General features: G+C 70.6%; 16 protein-coding genes. 11 read left to right on the forward strand and 5 right to left on the reverse strand.

The window, feature by feature from the left end; genetic code table 11:
- The 3 genes from HUS56_RS00005 to hutI form a co-directional block, all read left to right on the forward strand.
- Positions 1 to 1,018, forward strand: a 1,018-nt coding sequence (locus HUS56_RS00005; protein WP_173921359.1) for a M23 family metallopeptidase, incomplete at its 5' end; no start/stop codon positions are given.
- Between the two features lie 101 nt (positions 1,019 to 1,119).
- Complete coding sequence (hutU, locus tag HUS56_RS00010) at positions 1,120 to 2,823, forward strand: urocanate hydratase (RefSeq protein WP_173921360.1); 1,704 nt, start codon at positions 1,120 to 1,122, stop codon at positions 2,821 to 2,823.
- A 3-nt stretch (positions 2,824 to 2,826) separates the two neighbouring features.
- On the forward strand, positions 2,827 to 4,086 hold the full coding sequence (gene hutI, locus HUS56_RS00015) for an imidazolonepropionase (RefSeq protein WP_173921361.1): 1,260 nt from the start codon (positions 2,827 to 2,829) through the stop codon (positions 4,084 to 4,086).
- On the opposite strand, the gene HUS56_RS00020 is transcribed toward hutI, so the two are convergent.
- From HUS56_RS00020 to HUS56_RS00035, 4 genes are read right to left on the reverse strand one after another with little or no spacing between them, the layout of a single operon-like run.
- Positions 4,087 to 4,383, reverse strand: coding sequence for a DUF503 domain-containing protein (locus HUS56_RS00020; protein ID WP_173921362.1), 297 nt, complete (start codon positions 4,381 to 4,383; stop codon positions 4,087 to 4,089).
- 42 nt (positions 4,384 to 4,425) lie between these two features.
- Positions 4,426 to 4,707 carry a DUF6510 family protein gene (locus HUS56_RS00025; protein ID WP_173921363.1) on the reverse strand — a complete coding sequence of 94 codons (282 nt, stop codon included), beginning with the start codon at positions 4,705 to 4,707 and terminating at the stop codon, positions 4,426 to 4,428.
- Positions 4,707 to 5,537: an FAD-binding oxidoreductase gene (locus HUS56_RS00030; protein ID WP_371808276.1), complete on the reverse strand. Its 831-nt coding sequence runs from the start codon at positions 5,535 to 5,537 to the stop codon at positions 4,707 to 4,709. Before HUS56_RS00030 ends, HUS56_RS00025 begins: the two co-directional genes overlap by 1 nt.
- Positions 5,534 to 6,124, reverse strand: a complete 591-nt coding sequence (locus tag HUS56_RS00035; RefSeq protein WP_173921364.1) for a sulfite oxidase-like oxidoreductase — start codon at positions 6,122 to 6,124, stop codon at positions 5,534 to 5,536. The genes HUS56_RS00030 and HUS56_RS00035 overlap by 4 nt, the downstream gene beginning before the upstream one ends.
- A 73-nt stretch (positions 6,125 to 6,197) precedes the next feature.
- Between HUS56_RS00035 and glp the strand changes: the two genes are divergently transcribed.
- From glp to HUS56_RS00055, 4 genes are all read left to right on the forward strand, one after another.
- Complete coding sequence (gene glp / locus HUS56_RS00040) at positions 6,198 to 7,451, forward strand: gephyrin-like molybdotransferase Glp (protein WP_173921365.1); 1,254 nt, start codon at positions 6,198 to 6,200, stop codon at positions 7,449 to 7,451.
- On the forward strand, positions 7,448 to 8,164 hold the full coding sequence (locus tag HUS56_RS00045; RefSeq protein WP_173921366.1) for a molybdenum cofactor guanylyltransferase: 717 nt from the start codon (positions 7,448 to 7,450) through the stop codon (positions 8,162 to 8,164). The genes glp and HUS56_RS00045 overlap by 4 nt, the downstream gene beginning before the upstream one ends.
- Entirely contained in the window at positions 8,161 to 8,418 is a 258-nt protein-coding gene (locus tag HUS56_RS00050) for a DUF6457 domain-containing protein (protein WP_173921367.1), read from the forward strand. The genes HUS56_RS00045 and HUS56_RS00050 overlap by 4 nt, the downstream gene beginning before the upstream one ends.
- Before the next feature lie 603 nt (positions 8,419 to 9,021).
- Complete coding sequence (locus HUS56_RS00055) at positions 9,022 to 10,098, forward strand: IS110 family transposase (protein WP_173921368.1); 1,077 nt, start codon at positions 9,022 to 9,024, stop codon at positions 10,096 to 10,098.
- An 18-nt stretch (positions 10,099 to 10,116) separates the two neighbouring features.
- On the opposite strand, the gene HUS56_RS00060 is transcribed toward HUS56_RS00055, so the two are convergent.
- Positions 10,117 to 11,334 carry an MFS transporter gene (locus HUS56_RS00060; protein ID WP_173921369.1) on the reverse strand — a complete coding sequence of 406 codons (1,218 nt, stop codon included), beginning with the start codon at positions 11,332 to 11,334 and terminating at the stop codon, positions 10,117 to 10,119.
- Positions 11,335 to 11,633: 299 nt separating this feature from the next.
- On the opposite strand from HUS56_RS00060, the gene HUS56_RS00065 reads away from it, so the two are divergent.
- From HUS56_RS00065 to narI, 4 genes are read left to right on the forward strand one after another with little or no spacing between them, the layout of a single operon-like run.
- Positions 11,634 to 15,320 (forward strand): nitrate reductase subunit alpha, encoded by a 3,687-nt coding sequence (locus tag HUS56_RS00065; protein WP_173921464.1) that lies wholly within the window; start codon positions 11,634 to 11,636, stop codon positions 15,318 to 15,320.
- Positions 15,320 to 17,050 carry a nitrate reductase subunit beta gene (gene narH / locus HUS56_RS00070; protein ID WP_173921370.1) on the forward strand — a complete coding sequence of 577 codons (1,731 nt, stop codon included), beginning with the start codon at positions 15,320 to 15,322 and terminating at the stop codon, positions 17,048 to 17,050. The genes HUS56_RS00065 and narH overlap by 1 nt, the downstream gene beginning before the upstream one ends.
- Positions 17,047 to 17,760, forward strand: a complete 714-nt coding sequence (gene narJ / locus HUS56_RS00075) for a nitrate reductase molybdenum cofactor assembly chaperone (RefSeq protein ID WP_173921371.1) — start codon at positions 17,047 to 17,049, stop codon at positions 17,758 to 17,760. The genes narH and narJ overlap by 4 nt, the downstream gene beginning before the upstream one ends.
- Complete coding sequence (gene narI / locus HUS56_RS00080) at positions 17,757 to 18,521, forward strand: respiratory nitrate reductase subunit gamma (protein WP_173921372.1); 765 nt, start codon at positions 17,757 to 17,759, stop codon at positions 18,519 to 18,521. The genes narJ and narI overlap by 4 nt, the downstream gene beginning before the upstream one ends.
- Positions 18,522 to 18,576: the final 55 nt, after the last annotated feature.

Consider the following 18,576-nt stretch of genomic DNA (forward strand, 5'->3'; position numbering starts at 1 on the left):
CTCGACGGTCGTGCGCACGAGCGGCAGTGCCAACCCGCAGACGGCGGCCCTCGCCCAGGCGCGTCTGCGGCTCGACGCCGCGGTGGCCGACCTCCGTCGTGCCGAGGCGGCGCTGGCCGATGCACGTGAAACCCGCGACGTCGCCCGCGCCATCGCCGAGCGACTGCAGCTCGTCGCCGACGAGGCGCAGCTCGACGCCGATGCCGCCATGCGCGCCTACTTCGCCGCCGCACAGGGCGACGGCACGACGTTCTCCTCGATGGATGCCGTCTTCGGCGCCGGTCACGACCTGCTCGCCGGACTCGGCGGCGTGGCGCGCGTGGCGCAGATCCACGGCGACGCCGACCAGCTGTTCGAGATCGCCCAGCGCCGAGGCGACGCCGCCGACGCCGCCCAGGCTCGGGCCGACGCCGCGTGGGAGGCGGTGGACGCGGTTCCCGTCGAAGACCGCCAGGCCGATGTCGCGAGCGCCGAGGCGGCGGTTGCGGCGGCACGACAGGCGCTGACCACCCTGCAGTCGCGCGATCTCGACACCCGCCTGGCGTCGAGCGATGTCTCGTTGCTGCTCGAATCCCTTCCCGCCGACTCCGGTCAGCTGAGCGCCCAGGGTTGGTCGTCGCCGGTCGCCGGTCGCATCACCGACCGCTTCGGCCCGCGGCCGAACAAGCCGCTGCCCGGCGTGAACGACTTCCACCGCGGCACCGACCTCGCGGCATCCTGCGGCACACCGGTCTTCGCCGCCACCGACGGCGTCGTGCTTTCGGCCGGGCCGAACGGCGGCCTCGGCAACTGGATCCTCATCGAGCACGGTGAGGGCGTCGACACCGGGTACGGACACCTCTCGCCCGGCGGCATCCTCGTCTCGCCCGGACAAGCCGTCACAGCGGGCCAGCTCATCGGCACGGTCGGCACCACCGGTGCATCGACCGGATGCCACCTGCACTTCGAGGTGCACCTCGACGGCACGGCCGTCGACGCGATCCCGTTCATGGCGGCCCGCGGCGTGACGCTCGGCTGAGTCCGCCCGCCCCACCGGGATGCGCCGGGGCGTCTGGGATCCCGGACGACCGCACCGCGGCATCCGTTGTCGACTGGTGCCGGGTGCGCTGTGATCGGATCATGACCGATGCACCCACCCGCACCGTGCGCGCCGCACGCGGCTCGCAACTCACCGCGAAGAGCTGGCAGACCGAGGCGCCACTGCGCATGCTCATGAACAACCTCGACCCCGAGGTGGCCGAACGCCCCGAGGACCTCATCGTGTACGGCGGCACGGGCAAGGCCGCCCGGTCGTGGGCGGCGTTCGACGCCATCGTGCGCACGCTCGAGGAGCTCGAGTCCGACGAGACGCTGCTCGTACAGTCGGGCAAGCCCGTCGGCGTCTTCCGCACGCACGAGTGGGCGCCGCGCGTGCTCATCGCCAACTCGAACCTCGTGGGCGACTGGGCGACGTGGCCCGAGTTCCGCCGCCTCGAGCAGGCCGGGCTCACGATGTACGGCCAGATGACCGCCGGCTCCTGGATCTACATCGGCACGCAGGGCATCCTGCAGGGCACGTACGAGACCTTCGGGGCGGTCGCCCGGGCGCTCGCCGCCCGGAAGGGCGAGTCGGATGAGCACGGTGGCGGCAGCCTGGCCGGCACGCTGACGCTCACCGCCGGATGCGGCGGCATGGGCGGCGCCCAGCCGCTGGCCGTGACGATGAACGGCGGTGCCGTGCTCATCGTCGATGTCGACGAGTCGCGCCTGCAGCGCCGCGTGGAGCACGGCTACCTCGACGAGTACACCACCGATCTCGAGGCCGCGATCGCACGGGTCACGGCGGCGAAGGCCGCGGGCGAGGCGCTGTCGGTCGGCGTCGTGGGCAACGCCGCCGTCGTGTTCGGTGACCTGCTCCTGCGCCACCGCGCCGGCGACCTGAAGGTCGACATCGTCACAGATCAGACGAGCGCCCACGATCCGCTCTCGTACCTGCCGGTCGGCGTCGCATTCGAGGACTGGCACGCTGAGGCCGAACGCGACCCCGAGGGCTTCACCGCCCGCGCTCGAGGCAGCATGGCCAAGCACGTGGCCGCGATGGTGGGCTTCCAGGACGAGGGCGCCGAGGTCTTCGACTACGGCAATTCGATCCGCCGCGAGGCCGAGCTCGGCGGCTACGACCGCGCGTTCGAGTTCCCCGGCTTCGTGCCCGCCTACATCCGGCCGCTCTTCGCCGAGGGCAGGGGACCGTTCCGCTGGGCGGCGCTCTCGGGCGCCCCCGCCGACATCGCGGCCACCGACCGCGCCATCCTCGAGCTCTTCCCCGACGACGAGCACCTGCGCCGCTGGATCACGCAGGCGGGCGAGAAGGTGCACTTCGAGGGCCTGCCCGCGCGCATCTGCTGGCTCGGCTACAAGGAGCGCCACCTCGCCGGGCTGAGGTTCAACGAGATGGTCGCCTCGGGCGAGCTCTCGGCGCCCGTCGTCATCGGCCGCGACCACCTCGACTCGGGATCGGTGGCCTCGCCCTACCGCGAGACCGAGGCGATGGCCGACGGCTCCGATGCGATCGCCGACTGGCCCCTGCTCAACGCCCTGCTCAACACGGCATCGGGCGCGACGTGGGTTTCGATCCACCACGGCGGCGGCGTCGGCATCGGCCGTTCCATCCACGCCGGGCAGGTCGTGGTGGCCGACGGCACCGAGCTCGCGGCGGAGAAGATCGCTCGCGTGCTCGTGAACGACCCCGGCTCGGGCGTCATGCGGCACGTCGACGCCGGCTACGACCGTGCGGTCGAGGTGGCTCGCGAGCGCGGTCTGCGTGTGCCCATGATGGAAGGTTGACGGATGCCGCGAGCCGGCCGCACACTCATCACGAACATCGGCGAGCTGGTCACGAACGATCCGGCACCTGACCGCGACGGCGGCCCGCTCGGCATCATCCGCGACGCCGCGGTGCGCCTCGAAGATGGCCGCATCACGTGGGTCGGCAGCCGGGCGTCGAGTGGCGCCGCCGCCGCCGGCGGCGACGCGTATCGAGACGCAGCAGATCTCGATACCCGTCCGGCTTCGCCGGGCGCCACTCGATCACCCGACATCGTCGACGTGGGCGGCCGAGCGGTCATCCCCGGCTTCGTCGACTCGCACACGCACCTCGTCTTCGGCGGCGACCGGGCGGAGGAGTTCGCCGCACGCATGGCCGGGCGCCGCTACGAGGCGGGCGGCATCCGCACGACCGTCGCGGCCACGCGCGCCGCGACCGACGACGAGCTGCGGGCCCGCCTCGCCGAGTTCGTCGCCGGGCTGCACGGTCAGGGCACGACGACCTTCGAGATCAAGTCGGGCTACGGCCTGTCGGTCGCCGACGAGGAGCGGCTCGTGCGCCTCGCGCGCGAGGTCACCGCCGAGGTCACGTTCCTCGGCGCGCACGTGGTGCCGGCCGAGTTCGCCGAGAGCCCCGACGCCTACGTCGACCTCGTCGTCGGCGAGATGCTCGACGCGTGCGCGTCGCACGCGAAGTGGATCGACGCGTTCTGCGAGCGCGGCGCCTTCACGGCCGAGCAGTCCCGTCGCGTGCTCGAGGCGGGCGCCGCCGTCGGCCTCGGGGTGCGCGTGCACGGCAACCAGCTCGGCGAGGGCGACGGAGTGCGCCTCGCGGTCGAGCTGGGCGCGGCATCCGTCGATCACTGCACCTTCCTGAGCGACGCGGATGTCGCGGCCCTCGCGGCATCCGACACCGTCGCCACCCTGCTGCCGGGCGTCGAGTTCTCGACCCGCCAGCCGTATCCCGACGCACGTCGCCTCATCGACGCCGGCGCGACGGTGGCGCTCGCGAGCGACTGCAATCCGGGATCGAGCTTCACCAGCTCGATGCCGTTCTGCATCGCGGTGGCCGTGCGCGACATGCGGATGACCCCGGCCGAGGCGGTCTGGGCGTCGACCGCGGGCGGTGCGGCGGCGCTTCGGCGAACGGATGTGGGCGTGATCCGCCCGGGTGCGCGCGCCGACCTCGTGCTGCTCGATGCGCCGAGCCACGTGCACCTCGCGTACCGGCCGGGCGTTCCGCTCGTGGCATCGGTGTGGAAGGACGGAGCGCTCGTCGCGTGATCAGTCGTCGTCGCTCCGACGCAGCCGCCGGCGCGCCGAGAGGAGCATGACGTCGGGACGCGATGCCACGAGACGCTCGGCGCGGTCGAGCGTGTCGGTCACCCGCTCGGCCCCCGACGCCACGACCCCCACGCCGATGACGGCGCGGCGATGCAGGTCCTGCTGAGCGACCTCGGCCACACTCGCCTCGGTCGTTCGCCGAAGGTCGGCGAGGATCGGGCGGAGCACGCCTCGCTTCTCCTTCAACGAGTGCACGTCGCCGAGCAGCAGGTCGAACTCGATCCAGCCGATCCACATCGCCCCAGCCTCGCAGATCGGTCGGAGTTGAGACAGGTCCGGCTACGCCGGCCGCTCGTCGACCAGCGGGTCTCGGCGCACTTCGATCGCGCCGACCCCGGTGAACCGGATCCACGCCCGGTCCTCGGATTCGACGACCGTCATGAGCACCCGGTCGCACGTGCCGCACCGCACCACCGTGCCGGCACCGCTCGGGTAGACCATCGCCCGAGCGAGCTCGGCCGAGGTGCCGCATCCGTCGCACCGCGCGACCGCCATCGTCACGTCGAACGCGAAGTACTCCGCGAGCGGTCCGGCGAGCGAGTTGCCGTCGAGATGGGTCATCACGAGCCTCCGTAGCGCTCGGTGCGGATCGAACGTGGATCGTGCCCGAACTCCACCATCCAGTCGGCGATGCGCTCGACGAATCCCGTCGAACCGCAGACGTAGACGAGCGGATGCTCCGCAGCCGGGATCACCGCGGCCTCGAGCGTGTCGCGCATGATCCGCCCGGGCGCCGTGGGCCAGCCCTCGGGCGTTCGCCGCGTGTAGACGTAGTCGACCTGGAACGGCGCCGACGCCGACGCGAGCGCCCGGAGCTCGTCGGCGAAGTAGATGTCGTCGGGCGTACGCACGGAATAGAGGAGGCGGAATCGCGTCGGATCGTCGGCCGCCGCATGCGCGCTCGCGATGGCGAAGAGCGGCACGACCCCCGACCCGCCGGCGATCAGCTGCACCGGCCGCACACCGTCGACCGCCAGGCGTTCGGCCGCCGGCCGCCACACGAAGAACGCGCCGAGCGGCCCGTGCACCTCGAGCATGTCGCCCTCGCGCACCTCGTCGACGAGGAACGGCGACACCTCGCCGTCGGGCAGCTTGTCGATCGCGAGCGTCACCCGGGCACCCGGACCCGACGACGCGATCGAGTACGAGCGCGTCGCCGTGTAGCCGTCGGGTGCGGTGAGCCGGATGTCGAGGTGCTGCCCGGCGGCGTTGCCGGGCCATCCGTCGACGTCGAGCTCGAGCCGTGCCGCGTTCGGCGTCTCCTTGCGGGCCGCGACCACCGTCGCGACGTGCCATCCGGAGCGTGGCACGGCGGCGATCGGCGAAACCGACGAGGGCCCCGCTGCGGCATCCGTCACCCGGCCGACGGAGGAACCGACCGAGTCGGTCACCAGTAGCGCTCTTCCTTCCAGGGGTCGCCGTGGATGTGGTAGCCGTTCTGTTCCCAGAAGCCGGGCTCGTCCTGGTCCATCATCTCCAGCCCGCGCACCCACTTCGCGCTCTTCCAGAAGTAGAGGTGCGGCACGAGCAGTCGCGCGGGTCCGCCGTGCTCGGCCTCGAGCGGTTCGCCGTCGAACTCGAACGCGATCCACGCCTTGGCGTCGAGCAGCTCGTCGAGCGGCACGTTCGTGGTGTACCCGCCATAGCTGTGCGCCATGACGTAGTCGAGGTCGGTCTCGACGTGCTCGAAGATGGTGTCGAGCGACACGCCGCGCCACTTGGTGCCGAGTTTCGACCAGTGGGTCACGCAGTGGCTGTCGGTGTCGACCTCGTCGATCTCGAGCGACATGAACTGGTCCCAGTTCCAGCTGCGCTCGCCCGATTCGGCGCGCACGGTGAACTCCCAGTCGGCCGTGTCGATGTCGGGGGTCGGTCCTGCCGACAGCACCGGGAAATCGTGCACGAGCGTCTGGCCGGGTGGGAGCCGGTCGTCGTGTTCGCGACTGCGACCGCTGAATCCCCTGGTGATGAACGACATGACGTCCTCCTCCCCGATGGCGGGAGTCTAGTGACCGGGGCACCCGCTGTCACCGGTCGACTAGCGTGGAAGTATGCCGACCACCCCGGCGGCGCCCGACGGCGTCGGTACCCTCATCCCGGTGCACGAGCACCTCGAGCGGGTCCTCACGACGGTCACGCCGGTCGCCCGTGTCGAGCGGGTGCCGCTGTCGGATGCCGCGGGCCGCACGTTGGCGACCTCCGTCGACGCGCTCGTCGACCTGCCGTCGTTCGACAACTCGGCCATGGACGGCTACGCGGTGCGCCGCGCGGATGTCGCGACGGCGGGCTCCGACGCCCCGGTCGTGCTCGACGTGGTCGCCGACCTGCCCGCCGGTCCCGCGCGTGACGTCTCGATCGGCGCCGGCCAGGCCGCGCACATCATGACGGGCGCGCCCATTCCGCCCGGTGCCGACGCCGTCGTCCCGGTCGAGCTGACGGATGCCGCCGCCACGCGCGTCGCGATCCGCCGAGCTCCCCGCCCGGGCCACCACATCCGCCTCCGCGGGGAGGACCTGCGCACCGGCGACCGGGTCCTCACCGCGGGCATGGCGCTGGGTGCCCGCCGGATCGCCGCGGCGGCGGCCGCCGGCCACGCGGAGCTGCCCGTGACCGCCCTCCCTCGGGTCGCCGTGGTCGCCACCGGGAGCGAGTTGGTCGAGCCAGGGCGGCCGCTCGGCCGGGGCATGATCCACGACTCGAACTCGCTGCTGCTCGCGGCGCTCGTGGCCGAGGCGGGCTGCGTCGTGAGCGAGCGGCTACGCCTCGCCGACGATCCCGCGGCGCTTCGCGATTGGCTCGATCGACGCGGGGCGTGCGACCTGGTCGTCTTCGCCGGCGGTGTCAGCGTCGGCGCTCATGACGTCGTGCGCCAGGTGCTCGGCGAACTGGGTACGGTTCGCTTCGCGACGGTCGCGATGCAGCCCGGCAAGCCGCAGGCATTCGGGACCCTGTCCGACGGCACGCCGGTCTTCGGGCTGCCGGGCAACCCGGTGAGCGTCGCCGTGTCGTTCGAGGCCTTCGTCCGCCCGGCGCTCCTGCGCCTGCAGGGACGCGCCGAGGTGATGCGGCCGACGTGGCGAGCCGTCGCGGAGGTCGGCTGGCGGTCGCCCGGCGGCAAGCGGCAGTACATGCCGATCGTGGTGGGCCAAGGAGCCGACGGGCCGACCGTACGTCCCGCGACCGCGGGCGGTTCCGGCTCGCACCTCGTAGGCGGGCTCGCGGCCGCCGACGGGTTCGCGGTGGTCCCCGAAGAGATGGAGCACGTCGCCGAGGGAGACACGGTCGAGGTGGCGGTCACGCGATGAACCCCGCTGGTGCGCCCGGCCCGCTCGACGCGATCATCCTCGCAGGCGGGCGTGCAGAGCGGCTGGGCGGCGCGAGCAAGCCCGACCTCGTGGTCGGTGGTCGGAGCCTCCTCTCGATCGCGATCGATGCGGCACGAACGGTGGGATGCGCTCGGATCATCGTGGTCGGTCCGTCCGAACTGGATGCGCCCGGCTGCACGGTGGTGCGCGAGGACCCACCGTTCGGCGGCCCGGTCGCAGCAGTCGCCGCGGGCCTCGCGGCGCTCGGCGTCCCCGGTGGTCGAGTAGCGCCCGGCGAAGCCGGACGCGTATCGAGACCGGGCGACCCAGATCTCGATCCGCGTCGCGCTGCGCGCGGCGCGACTCGATCACCGAACGACGACGTCCTCGTGCTCGCCCGCGACATGCCCGACGCCCACGACGCCACGCGGCGCCTGGGCGAGGCACGCTCGGAGGCGAGCGTCGGCGACGGCGTGTGCCTCGTCGACGCCGACGGCAACACCCAGTGGCTCGCCGCGATCTACTCGCGCTCGTCGCTCGAGCGTTCGCTCGACGTCCTCGAACTCGAGCGCGGCGTCACGGGTGCGTCGATGCGGCGGCTCGCGGCATCCCTCGACCTCACCCTCGTCGCCGACGGCGGCAGCACCCACGACATCGACACGTGGAGCGACCTCGAACGAGCCCGCTCCACCGAACAGGAGGCGGCGCAGTGAACGACCAGCAGTCCCCCGACACGCTCGACCGGTGGCTCGCCGCCCTGGCGGCCGAACTCGGCATCGACCCCGCCACCGTTCCGGTCGGCACCATCCTCGACCTCGCCCGCGACATCGCCCACGGCGTGGCGCGACCGGCCGCCCCGCTCAGTACGTTCGTCGTGGGCCTCGCGGTGGGTGCCGGCAACGGCTCGCTCGCCGACCTGTCCGCTCGAGCGAGCGCCCTCGCCGAGAGCTGGCCCGCCGACGGGTAGGCATCAGCGCTCTGGTAGCCGAATCTCCGGTCCTCGGGCCGACTCCTGAATACAAGGACGTCCCGTTGAGCGTCCCTCTGCACAGGAGGAATCTCTTCTCTGACTGAACCGGTAGATTCCGCGTGTTCTCCCGAAGGGATCGGCTTTCGAGACGGTTCGACGCCCAGTGGGGTCAAGCGTCGCCGGGTCGCGTTCAGCGATCCGCTCGCGGGACGATACGGCGGCTCAGTGCTCGCAGACGTCGCGGCGCTGTCCCAGTGTGACGACACGCGTCTCGATACGCGTCCGGCTTCGCCGGGCGCTACTCGACGACCGAGACGCGGGCCCGTCTCGATACGCGTCCGGCTGCGCCGGGCGCTACTCGACATTGAGAATGGTGGTGGCGGTCTCGGGTTGGGTCTGACCTGCTACTCGACGGACTCGTTGTGATGTCATTCGGCCGATTTGTCGGCCCTGCTCGGGGCTTGTCGATCACGTCGGTTCGGGAGACCGGGCCGGGCGTGGGATGTGACCTAATAGGACCCTGTCCGCCGACTCTTCAATGTCTTGTCCGCCCGGCCCGGTGCGGTCATCCGATCGATCACTCGAGAGGAGACACCCATCATGCTACCCACCCCGAACGCGCCCGTCCCGGGCACGACTGTCGTCGTCGGTGTCGATACGCACACGGACACCCATCACGCGGCAGTGCTTGATCTGAACGGCCGGCTCGAAGGCGACGCCGCGTTCCCGGCGACGCCGGCCGGTTACCAGGCACTGGTGGACTGGGCCGGCTCGTACGGGATCATCGACCGGATCGGGGTCGAGCTGACCAGCTCGTACGGTGCCGGCTTGACTCGGGCGCTGACCGGTGCAGGGATCCACGTCCTCCAAGTGAACACCACCGACAAGGCCACCCGCGCCCGACGCGGCAAGGACGACCGCAGCGACGCGATCGCTGCCGCGCAGAAAGTCCTCGCCGGGATGGCGACCGCGATCCCGAAGGACACCACCGGTGTCATCGAATCGATCCGGATGCTGACATTGGTGCGGAATTCCGCGGTGAAGTCCCGCACGCAGGCGTTGAACCAGATCAAGGACCTCCTCGTTACCGCGCCCACCCCGCTGCGGGAACAACTCCGCCGATTCAGCCTGCCCACGATCGCGAAACACGCGGCCGCACTCCAACCCGACACCGGGCGGTACGCCGATCCGGCACACGCAGCCGAGCATGCCCTGAAACGTCTCGGTCACCGCGTCGCCGCCCTGAACGACGAGATCACCGCCGCAGATCAGGAACTACGCGCCCTGACCACGGCGACCGCACCAACTCTGCTCGCTCGTCCCGGGCTGGGCGTCCACACCACCGCCCAGTTCCTGATCACCGCCGCCGAGAACATCGACCGGATCACCAGCGACGCCGCATTCGCCAGACTCTGCGGAGCCGCACCCGTCCCAGTATCGTCCGGACAAACCCACCGGATGCGACTGCACCGCGGCGGCGACCGGCAAGCCAACCGAGCGCTGCACATGATCATCATCGGCCGGATGAAGACCGCCCCCGACCCCCGCGCCTACATCACCCGAAGACTCACCGAAGGCCTCTCAAAACGCGACACCACCCGCGCCCTGAAACGCTACGTCGCCCGCCAAGTCTTCAACGACCTCAAAACCGACCTCACCAAGAATCGACATCCATAGGACCATCGACCGGGGTGCTCAGGCGCTCGGTCGCGCGTCGCGCAGCATGCCCGCGACGACGAGCGCGAACGCGCCGACGAGCACGAGCAGCCACAACCCGAGCGCGTACGAGTTCGTCTCGGCGTTGTACGTCGCACCCATCACCAGGGGCGGGAAGTACCCGCCGAGGCCGCCGGCCGCCGCGACGACACCGGTGACCGCCCCCACCTTGTCCTTCGGCGTCGACGGCCCGACCCAGGCGAAGACCGCGCCCATTCCGAGTCCCATCGCCCCGGCCATCGCGAGGAAGGTGACGCCGGTGACGATGCCCTCGGGCGGCTGCTGGCCGACGATATAGGCGAGGGCCACGATGCCCGCGAGCGAGATGAGCGAGATGATCTTGGGCCCGAAGCGATCGGACAGCACGCCGCCGATCGGCCTGGCGATCACGGCCGCGGCGGCGAACATGGCCGTGCGCGTGCCCGCTCCGATGGGATCGACCTCGTCGGGGTAGATCGTCGTCAGGTACTTCGGCAGGAAGGTCGAGAACGCGACGAAGCCGCCGAACACGATCGCGTAGAGGAACGACATCTCCCACGTGATGGGCAGCCGCAGCGCGCCGAGGACCTTCGGAACGAGCGGCTGGTGGCTCGACTCCCACAGCGGCGAATCCCGCAGGAACAGCCACACCACGATCGCGGTCGCGACCATGATCGCCGCGATGAGCAGGTGCGTCGGCAGGTACCCGATGCTCTCCGCCAGCCGCGGCGTGAAGAACGCCGAGACCGCGGTGCCGATCATGCCCATGCCGAACACGCCGGTCGCGAAACCGCGGCGCTTCGGCTCGTACCATGCGCTCGAGAACGGCACGCCGACGGCGAACACGGTGCCGGCGATACCGAGGAGGAAGCCCGCCACGAGCAGCAGCGGGAAGCTGCCCAGCACGCCCGCCAAGGCGACGAGCAGCAGGGGCGGAACGGCCGCGAGCAGCACGAAGGTGAACATCCTGCGCCCGCCGAACCGATCGGTGAGGGCACCGGTGACGATGCGCCCGAGCGCTCCCACCAGCACCGGCATGGCGAGCATGAGCGAGATCTGGCCCTCATCGAGGCCCATCTCCGTGGCGTACGTCTTCTGGAGCGGCGCGATCACCATCCACGCCCAGAATCCGACCGTCGACGCGAGGGTCGCCAGCAGGACCTGGCCGAATCGACCTCGCAGCGCGGTGCGTTCCGGTTGCGTCGACGTTGCCTGCATGTCGGCCCCCTTGCCCTGCGAGATCGTCGTGTCGCACTGCTGGTGCCGACCATATCCGCGCGCCGCGTGGCGCGCCAGCACATCCGGCGGGGATCCTCCGGTCGAATCGGCTCGGTTCCGGCGGCCTCCATTCCCGTGCATCGCAACACAGCGCATAATGGGGCCAAGACCGCGGCAGTGACGCCGAGCCTCAGGGTGACGCTTGCCGCCTGTTCCCCGGGAGGGCCGTTGTGAGCCAAGCGACCAGCACCTCGACCGAGCCGGCGACCGACGGGCCCCTCGCCTCCGCACTGCTGTCGATGGGCCGGTTCGTGCGGCCGGGCAGCGTCTCGCCCGACCAGCGCTCGGTCTACCTCGAGGGCGGGCGCCAGGGCGACGCGTTCTACCGCGACCGCTGGTCGCACGACAAGGTGGTGCGTTCGACGCACGGCGTCAACTGCACGGGCTCCTGCTCGTGGAAGGTCTACGTCAAGGACGGCATCATCACGTGGGAGACCCAGCAGACCGACTACCCGAGCGTGGGTCCCGACTCCCCCGAGTACGAGCCCCGCGGATGCCCCAGAGGCGCCGCCTTCAGCTGGTACACGTACTCCCCGACCCGCGTTCGCTACCCGTACGTTCGCGACGTGCTCGTGTCGGCGTATCGCGAGGCGAAGGCCCGACTGGGGGACCCGGTGCTGGCGTGGGCCGACCTCACCGACGACCCCGAGCGCTCCCGGGCCTACAAGCGGTCGCGCGGCAAGGGCGGCCTCGTCCGCACCACCTGGGACGAGGCATCCGAGATCGTGGCAGCGGCGCACGTGCACACGATCAAGAATTACGGGCCCGACCGCATCGCGGGGTTCTCTCCGATCCCCGCCATGTCGATGGTCTCGCACGGGGCCGGGGCCCGCTTCATCAACCTCATCGGCGGCACGATGCTGTCGTTCTACGACTGGTACGCCGACCTGCCCGTCGCGAGCCCACAGGTCTTCGGCGACCAGACGGACGTACCCGAGTCGGCCGACTGGTGGAACTCGTCGTACCTCATGATGTGGGGCTCGAACGTGCCCGTCACCCGCACTCCCGATGCCCACTTCATGGCGGAGGCGCGCTATCGCGGCCAGAAGGTCATCACCGTCTCACCCGATTACGCCGACAACACGAAGTTCGCCGACGAATGGCTCGCGCCGCACCCCGGAACCGACGGGGCGCTCGCGATGGCGATGGGTCACGTGATCCTGAAGGAGTTCCTCGTCGACCGACGCACCCCGCGCTTCGTCGACTACCTGAAGCGGTTCTCCGATGCCCCGTACCTCATCACCCTCGATGAGCGCGGCGACGCGTGGGTGCCGGGCAAGTTCCTCACGGCGGCCGACCTCGGCGGATTCACCGCCCGCGCGACGAACGCCGAGTTCAAGACCGTGCTCCTCACCGCGAACAGCGAGCCGGTCGTTCCCAACGGGTCGCTCGGGCACCGGTTCAGCGCCGACGACGAGGGGGCATGGAACCTCGACCTCGGTGACATCGACCCCCTGCTGTCGATCGCCGACGGGGAGCAGTGGCGCGGGGCATCCGTCGCCGTCGACCTGCCGCGCTTCGACGTCGCGCCCGAGCCGGGCCGCGAGCACGAAGGCGGCGCCGGAGTGGTCCGCCGCGGCGTGCCCGTCGCCACGGTCGAGGGCCGTACCGTGACGACGGTCTTCGACCTGCTGCTCGCGCAGTACGGCGTGCCGCGCGAGTCCCTCGGCCTTCCCGGGCTCTGGCCGACGGGGTACGACGACCCCACGTCGCCCGGCACGCCCGCGTGGCAGGAGGAGATCACGTCGGTGCCGGCGGCGAAGGCCGAGCGCATCGGCCGTGAATTCGCCGACAACGCCGAGCGCTCGGGCGGCCGCTCGATGATCCTCATGGGTGCGGGCACGAACCACTGGTTCCACTCCGACACGATCTACCGCACGTTCCTCGCGCTCACCACGATGACGGGATGCCAGGGCGTCAACGGCGGCGGCTGGGCGCACTACGTCGGGCAGGAGAAGGTCCGGCCGCTCACCGGCTCGAATCAGTACGGCACGGCGGCCGACTGGGCGCGGCCCCCGCGCGCGATGATCGGCACGGCGTTCTGGTACCTCGCCACCGACCAGTGGCGGTACGACGGCCTTCCCGCCGACCGGCTCGCGTCACCGCTCGCGAGGGGCGCCTTCGCCGGTCGCACGACCGCCGACTGCCTCGTGGAGTCGGTCAAGCGCGGGTGGATGCCGAGCTATCCCACGTTCGACCGAAACCCGCTCGACCTGGTCGACGAGGCCGATGCCGTAGGCGACGACCCGGCGAACTACGCGATGGGGCGGCTCAAGGAGGGCAGCCTCCACTTCGCCGTGGAGGACCCCGACGCACCCGAGAACTTCCCCCGCGTCGTCAACGTGTGGCGGGCCAACATCCTCGGTTCCTCGGGCAAGGGCAACGAGTACTTCCTCAAGCACCTCCTGGGCACGGATGCCGCGGTGCTGGCGTCCGAGGCACCACCCGAGCGGCGACCGCGCGACATCGCCTGGCGCGAGGCGCCAGAGGGCAAGCTCGACCTGCTGGTGACGAGCGACTTCCGCATGACCAGCACGACCCTGTTCTCCGACGTGGTGCTGCCCGCTGCGACCTGGTACGAGAAGCACGACCTCTCGTCGACCGACATGCATCCGTTCGTGCACGCGTTCAACCCCGCGATCGCGCCGCCCTGGCAGACGAGGACCGACTTCGACATCTTCAAGACCATCGCCGAGCGCTTCAGCGAACTCGCCGCCGTGCACCTCGGGGTCCGCCGTGATCTCGTGGCGGCACCGCTCCAGCACGACACGCCCGACGCCATGGCGACGCCGCACGGCGCGGTGGTCGACGGGGCACCGCTGGTGCCGGGCGTGACGATGCCCAAGCTCGTCGTGGTCGAGCGCGACTACCCCGCCACGGCCGCCCGGTTCGGTTCGCTGGGCCCGCTGCCGCGGGAGCTCGGCATGGTCACGAAGGCGATCACCTTCCATCCCGAGCCCGAGCTGGCCGACCTCGCGCGGCGCAACGGGATCGTGCTCGACGGACCCACCGCGGGTGCCGTTCGGCTCGACACCGACGTTCGGGCGTGCGAGATGATCCTCGCGCTGTCGGGCACCACGAACGGGCGCCTCGCCGTGCAGGGCTTCCGCCAGCTCGAGCAGAAGACCGGGCAGCGCATCGCGCAGCTGGCCGAGGACCACGAGGCATCCCGGATCACCTTCGCCGACGTGTCGTCGCGGCCCGTCAGCGTGCTCACCTCGCCCGAGTGGTCGGGGTCGGAGCACGGCGGGCGGCGGTACACGGCGTTCTCGATCAACGTCGAGCACCTGAAGCCCTGGCACACGCTGACGGGTCGGATGCATTTCTTCCTCGACCACGACTGGATGCACGAGCTCGGCGAGAACCTCCCGGTCTACCGCCCGCCGCTCGACCTGCACCGGCTGTTCGGCGACTCCCCGACCGTGGGCTCGACCGACCCGAGCGGAGCGCCCGCGTCATCTGGTCACGCCGAGGTCGCCGTGCGGTACCTGACCCCCCACTCGAAGTGGTCGATCCACTCGGAGTACCAGGACAACCTCTTCATGCTGTCGCTCTCTCGGGGCGGACCGACGATCTGGATGAGCCGGGAGGATGCCGCGAAGATCGGCGTGCGCGACAACGACTGGATCGAGTCGTACAACCGCAACGGCGTGGTCGTCGCGCGCGCGATCGTCTCGCACCGCATGCCCGAGGGCACCGTGTACATGTACCACGCGAAGGACCGCACCGTCGACGTACCGCGCGCCGAGACGAGCGGCCTGCGCGGCGGCATCCACAACTCGCTGACCCGCATCCTGCTGAAGCCGAGCCATCTCATCGGCGGGTATGCGCAGCTCGCATTCGCGTTCAACTACCTCGGACCGACGGGAAACCAGCGCGACGAGGTCACCGTCATCCGCCGCCGCAGCCAGGAGGTCACGTACTGATGAAGGTCATGGCGCAGATGTCGATGGTCATGAACCTCGACAAGTGCATCGGATGCCACACGTGCAGCGTCACCTGCAAGCAGGCGTGGACCAACCGCACGGGTGTGGAGTACGTCTGGTTCAACAACGTCGAGACGCGGCCCGGCATCGGCTACCCGCGCGGCTACGAAGACCAGGAGCGCTGGCAGGGCGGCTGGGAGCGCACGAAGCGCGGCCGGCTCAAGCTGAAGGCCGGCGGGCGCATCTCGAAGATCTCGAAGATCTTCTCGAATCCCAAGCTGCCCGAGATCTACGACTACTACGAGCCGTGGACCTACGAGTACGACATGCTCCTCAACGCGCCGGCCGGTGACCACACGCCCGTCGCGAAGCCGAAGAGCCTCATCACCGGCGACGACATGTCGATCTCGTGGTCGGCGAACTGGGACGACAACCTCGGCGGATCGACCGAGACCGCGGCATCCGACCCCGTCCTGCAGCACATGAGCGAGCACGTCGCGATGGAGTTCGAGCAGACGTTCATGTTCTACCTGCCGCGCATCTGCGAGCACTGCCTGAACCCGTCGTGCGTCGCATCGTGTCCGTCGGGCGCGATGTACAAGCGCGTCGAGGACGGCATCGTGCTCGTCGACCAGGACGCCTGTCGCGGCTGGCGCATGTGCGTGACCGGATGCCCCTACAAGAAGGTGTACTTCAACCACAAGACCGGCAAGGCCGAGAAGTGCACGCTCTGCTATCCGCGCATCGAGGTCGGCCTGCCGACCGTATGCTCTGAGACCTGCGTCGGACGGCTGCGCTACCTGGGCCTCGTGCTCTACGACGCCGACCGGGTCGCCGCCGCGGCATCCGTCGAGAACGAGCACGACCTGCTCGAATCGCAGCGATCGGTGTTCCTCGACCCGCACGATCCCGCGATCATCGCCGCCGCCCGCGCCGAGGGCATCCCCGACGACTGGATCGACGCGGCCCAGCAGAGCCCCATCTGGCGCCTCATCCAGCAGTACCGGGTGGCGCTGCCGCTGCATCCCGAGTACCGGACGATGCCGATGGTCTGGTACATCCCGCCGCTCTCCCCGGTGGTCGACGTGGTGGCCGACTCGGGTGCCGACGGCGAGGACGCCCGCACCCTGTTCGCCGCGATCGACCGGCTGCGGATCCCCGTCGAGTACCTCGCCGGGCTGTTCACGGCCGGGGACGTGCAGCCGGTGCAGGCCACCCTCCGCAAGCTCGCGGCGATGCGCTCGTACATGCGCGACATCAACCTCGGCGACGAGCGGAACGAGTCGATCGCCGCGTCCGTCGGCATGACGGGGGCGGAGATCGAGGAGATGTACCGGCTGCTCGCCATCGCGAAGTACGAGGAACGGTACGTGATCCCGACGGCGCATGTCGAACAGGCCGAGGCGCTCGAGGAGATCGCCTGCTCGCTCGACTACGACGGCGGCCCCGGCATGGGCGGCGCCGGCCCGTTCGGTTCGTCGAGCGGGCCGCAGGTCCCGGTCGCGGTCGAGAACTTCCACGTGCTGCAGAGCCGACAGACCGCCGACCGCCCATCGACGCCCGGGCGCGTCAACCTGCTGAACTGGGACGGGCTCGGGGACCCGCCCGAGGGACTGTTCCCGCCGCGGTCCGGGCCGGGGACGCCCGAGGCGCCCGGGAACCCGGCGGCATCGGGGTCGACGTCGGGGTCGGGCCCCTCGGGGCCGCGCTCGCCGGAGTCGTCGTCATGAGCGGCATCCGAACGCCCCAGATCCGCGTGCGGCAGGCGCCCGAGCCGGTGCGCTCGGTGCGGATGTCGCCTGCCGATCGCGCGACGACGCAGATGGCGGTCTCGTTGCTGCTCGACTACCCCGACGCCGCCTATGGCGACCGGCTGCAGGTGCTGCGCCGGGAGGTGGGCACGCTGCCCGCACCGGTGCGCGCCGTGCTCCTCGCATTCCTGGACGACATCGAGCCGCTCGAGCCCGCCGAACGCGAGCGCCGCTACGTCGCCACGTTCGACCTCAAGCGCAAGTGCTGCATGTACCTCAGCTATTACGCCGCCGGTGACACACGCCGGCGGGGCGCGGCACTCGTCGCGTTCCTCGAGGCGTATCGCGCGGCCGGATGGGAGTTCGACGCCGAGGAACTGCCCGATTATCTGCCCGCGGTGCTCGAGTTCGCGGCGCGCAGCGGATCGCCGGTCGGCGACCGGCTGCTCGCCTCGCATCGCGAGGGCATCGAGGTGCTGCGCGCAGCACTGCTCGCGGTCGGCAGCCCGTACGCCGATCTCATCGAGGCGGTCGGGATGTCGCTCGCCGAGATCGACGAGCGCACCCGCGAACGGTACCTGCGACTCATCAACGAGGGTCCGCCCACCGAATCGGTCGGCCTCGGCGGACCGGTCGAACTGCCGCCATTCATCCCGGTCGGCGCCGCAGCTGCGGAGGTGCGCTCATGACCCCGCTCGACATCCTGCTCTGGGTCGCCTTCCCGTACGCCGCAGCCGCGGTGTTCATCGTGGGGCACATCTGGAGGTACCGCTACGACAAGTTCGGCTGGACGACGCGCTCGAGCCAGGTCTACGAGAACCGTCTGCTGCGCATCGGGTCGCCCGCATTCCACCTCGGCATCCTGTTCGTGCTGATCGGCCATGCGGTCGGACTGCTCGTGCCTGCCGAGTGGCTCGAGGCGATCGGCATCTCCCACGAGATCTACCACATCGGCGCGACGGTGCTCGGCACGGCTGCCGCCGTGCTCACCATCGGGGGGCTGGCGATCCTCATCTACCGCCGGCGGACCACCGGACCGGTCTTCCTCGCCACGACCCGCATGGACAAGACCATGTACGTGTTCCTCGGCGCGACCATCGCCTTCGGCACCGCGGCCACGGTGCTCTACCAGGTGTTCGGCGCCGGCTACGAGTACCGCGGCACGGTGGGACCGTGGACCCGGAGCCTCATCCTCTTCCAGCCGCAGCCCGAGCTGATGACCGAGGTCCCGCTCGCGTTCCAGCTGCACGTGCTCGCCGCGACCGCGCTCTTCGCGCTCTGGCCGTTCACCCGACTCGTGCACGTGTTCTCGGCGCCCGTCGGCTACCTGTTCCGGCCCTACATCGTGTACCGCTCAGGCGACGGCGGACGTGCGGCGCGACCCGCTCGTCGCGGATGGGAGCCGATGGCCCCACCCGAGCAGCGCTCGAGGAGTCGTGTGGGCCGCTGATCGCACTGCCGCAGGGCGACCAGCGCCGACGCGGCGCGGGAATCGACACGTATGG

The sequence above is a fragment of the Agromyces sp. Marseille-P2726 genome (genome assembly GCF_902809835.1).
In the GTDB taxonomy this organism is placed as follows: Bacteria; Actinomycetota; Actinomycetes; order Actinomycetales; family Microbacteriaceae; genus Agromyces.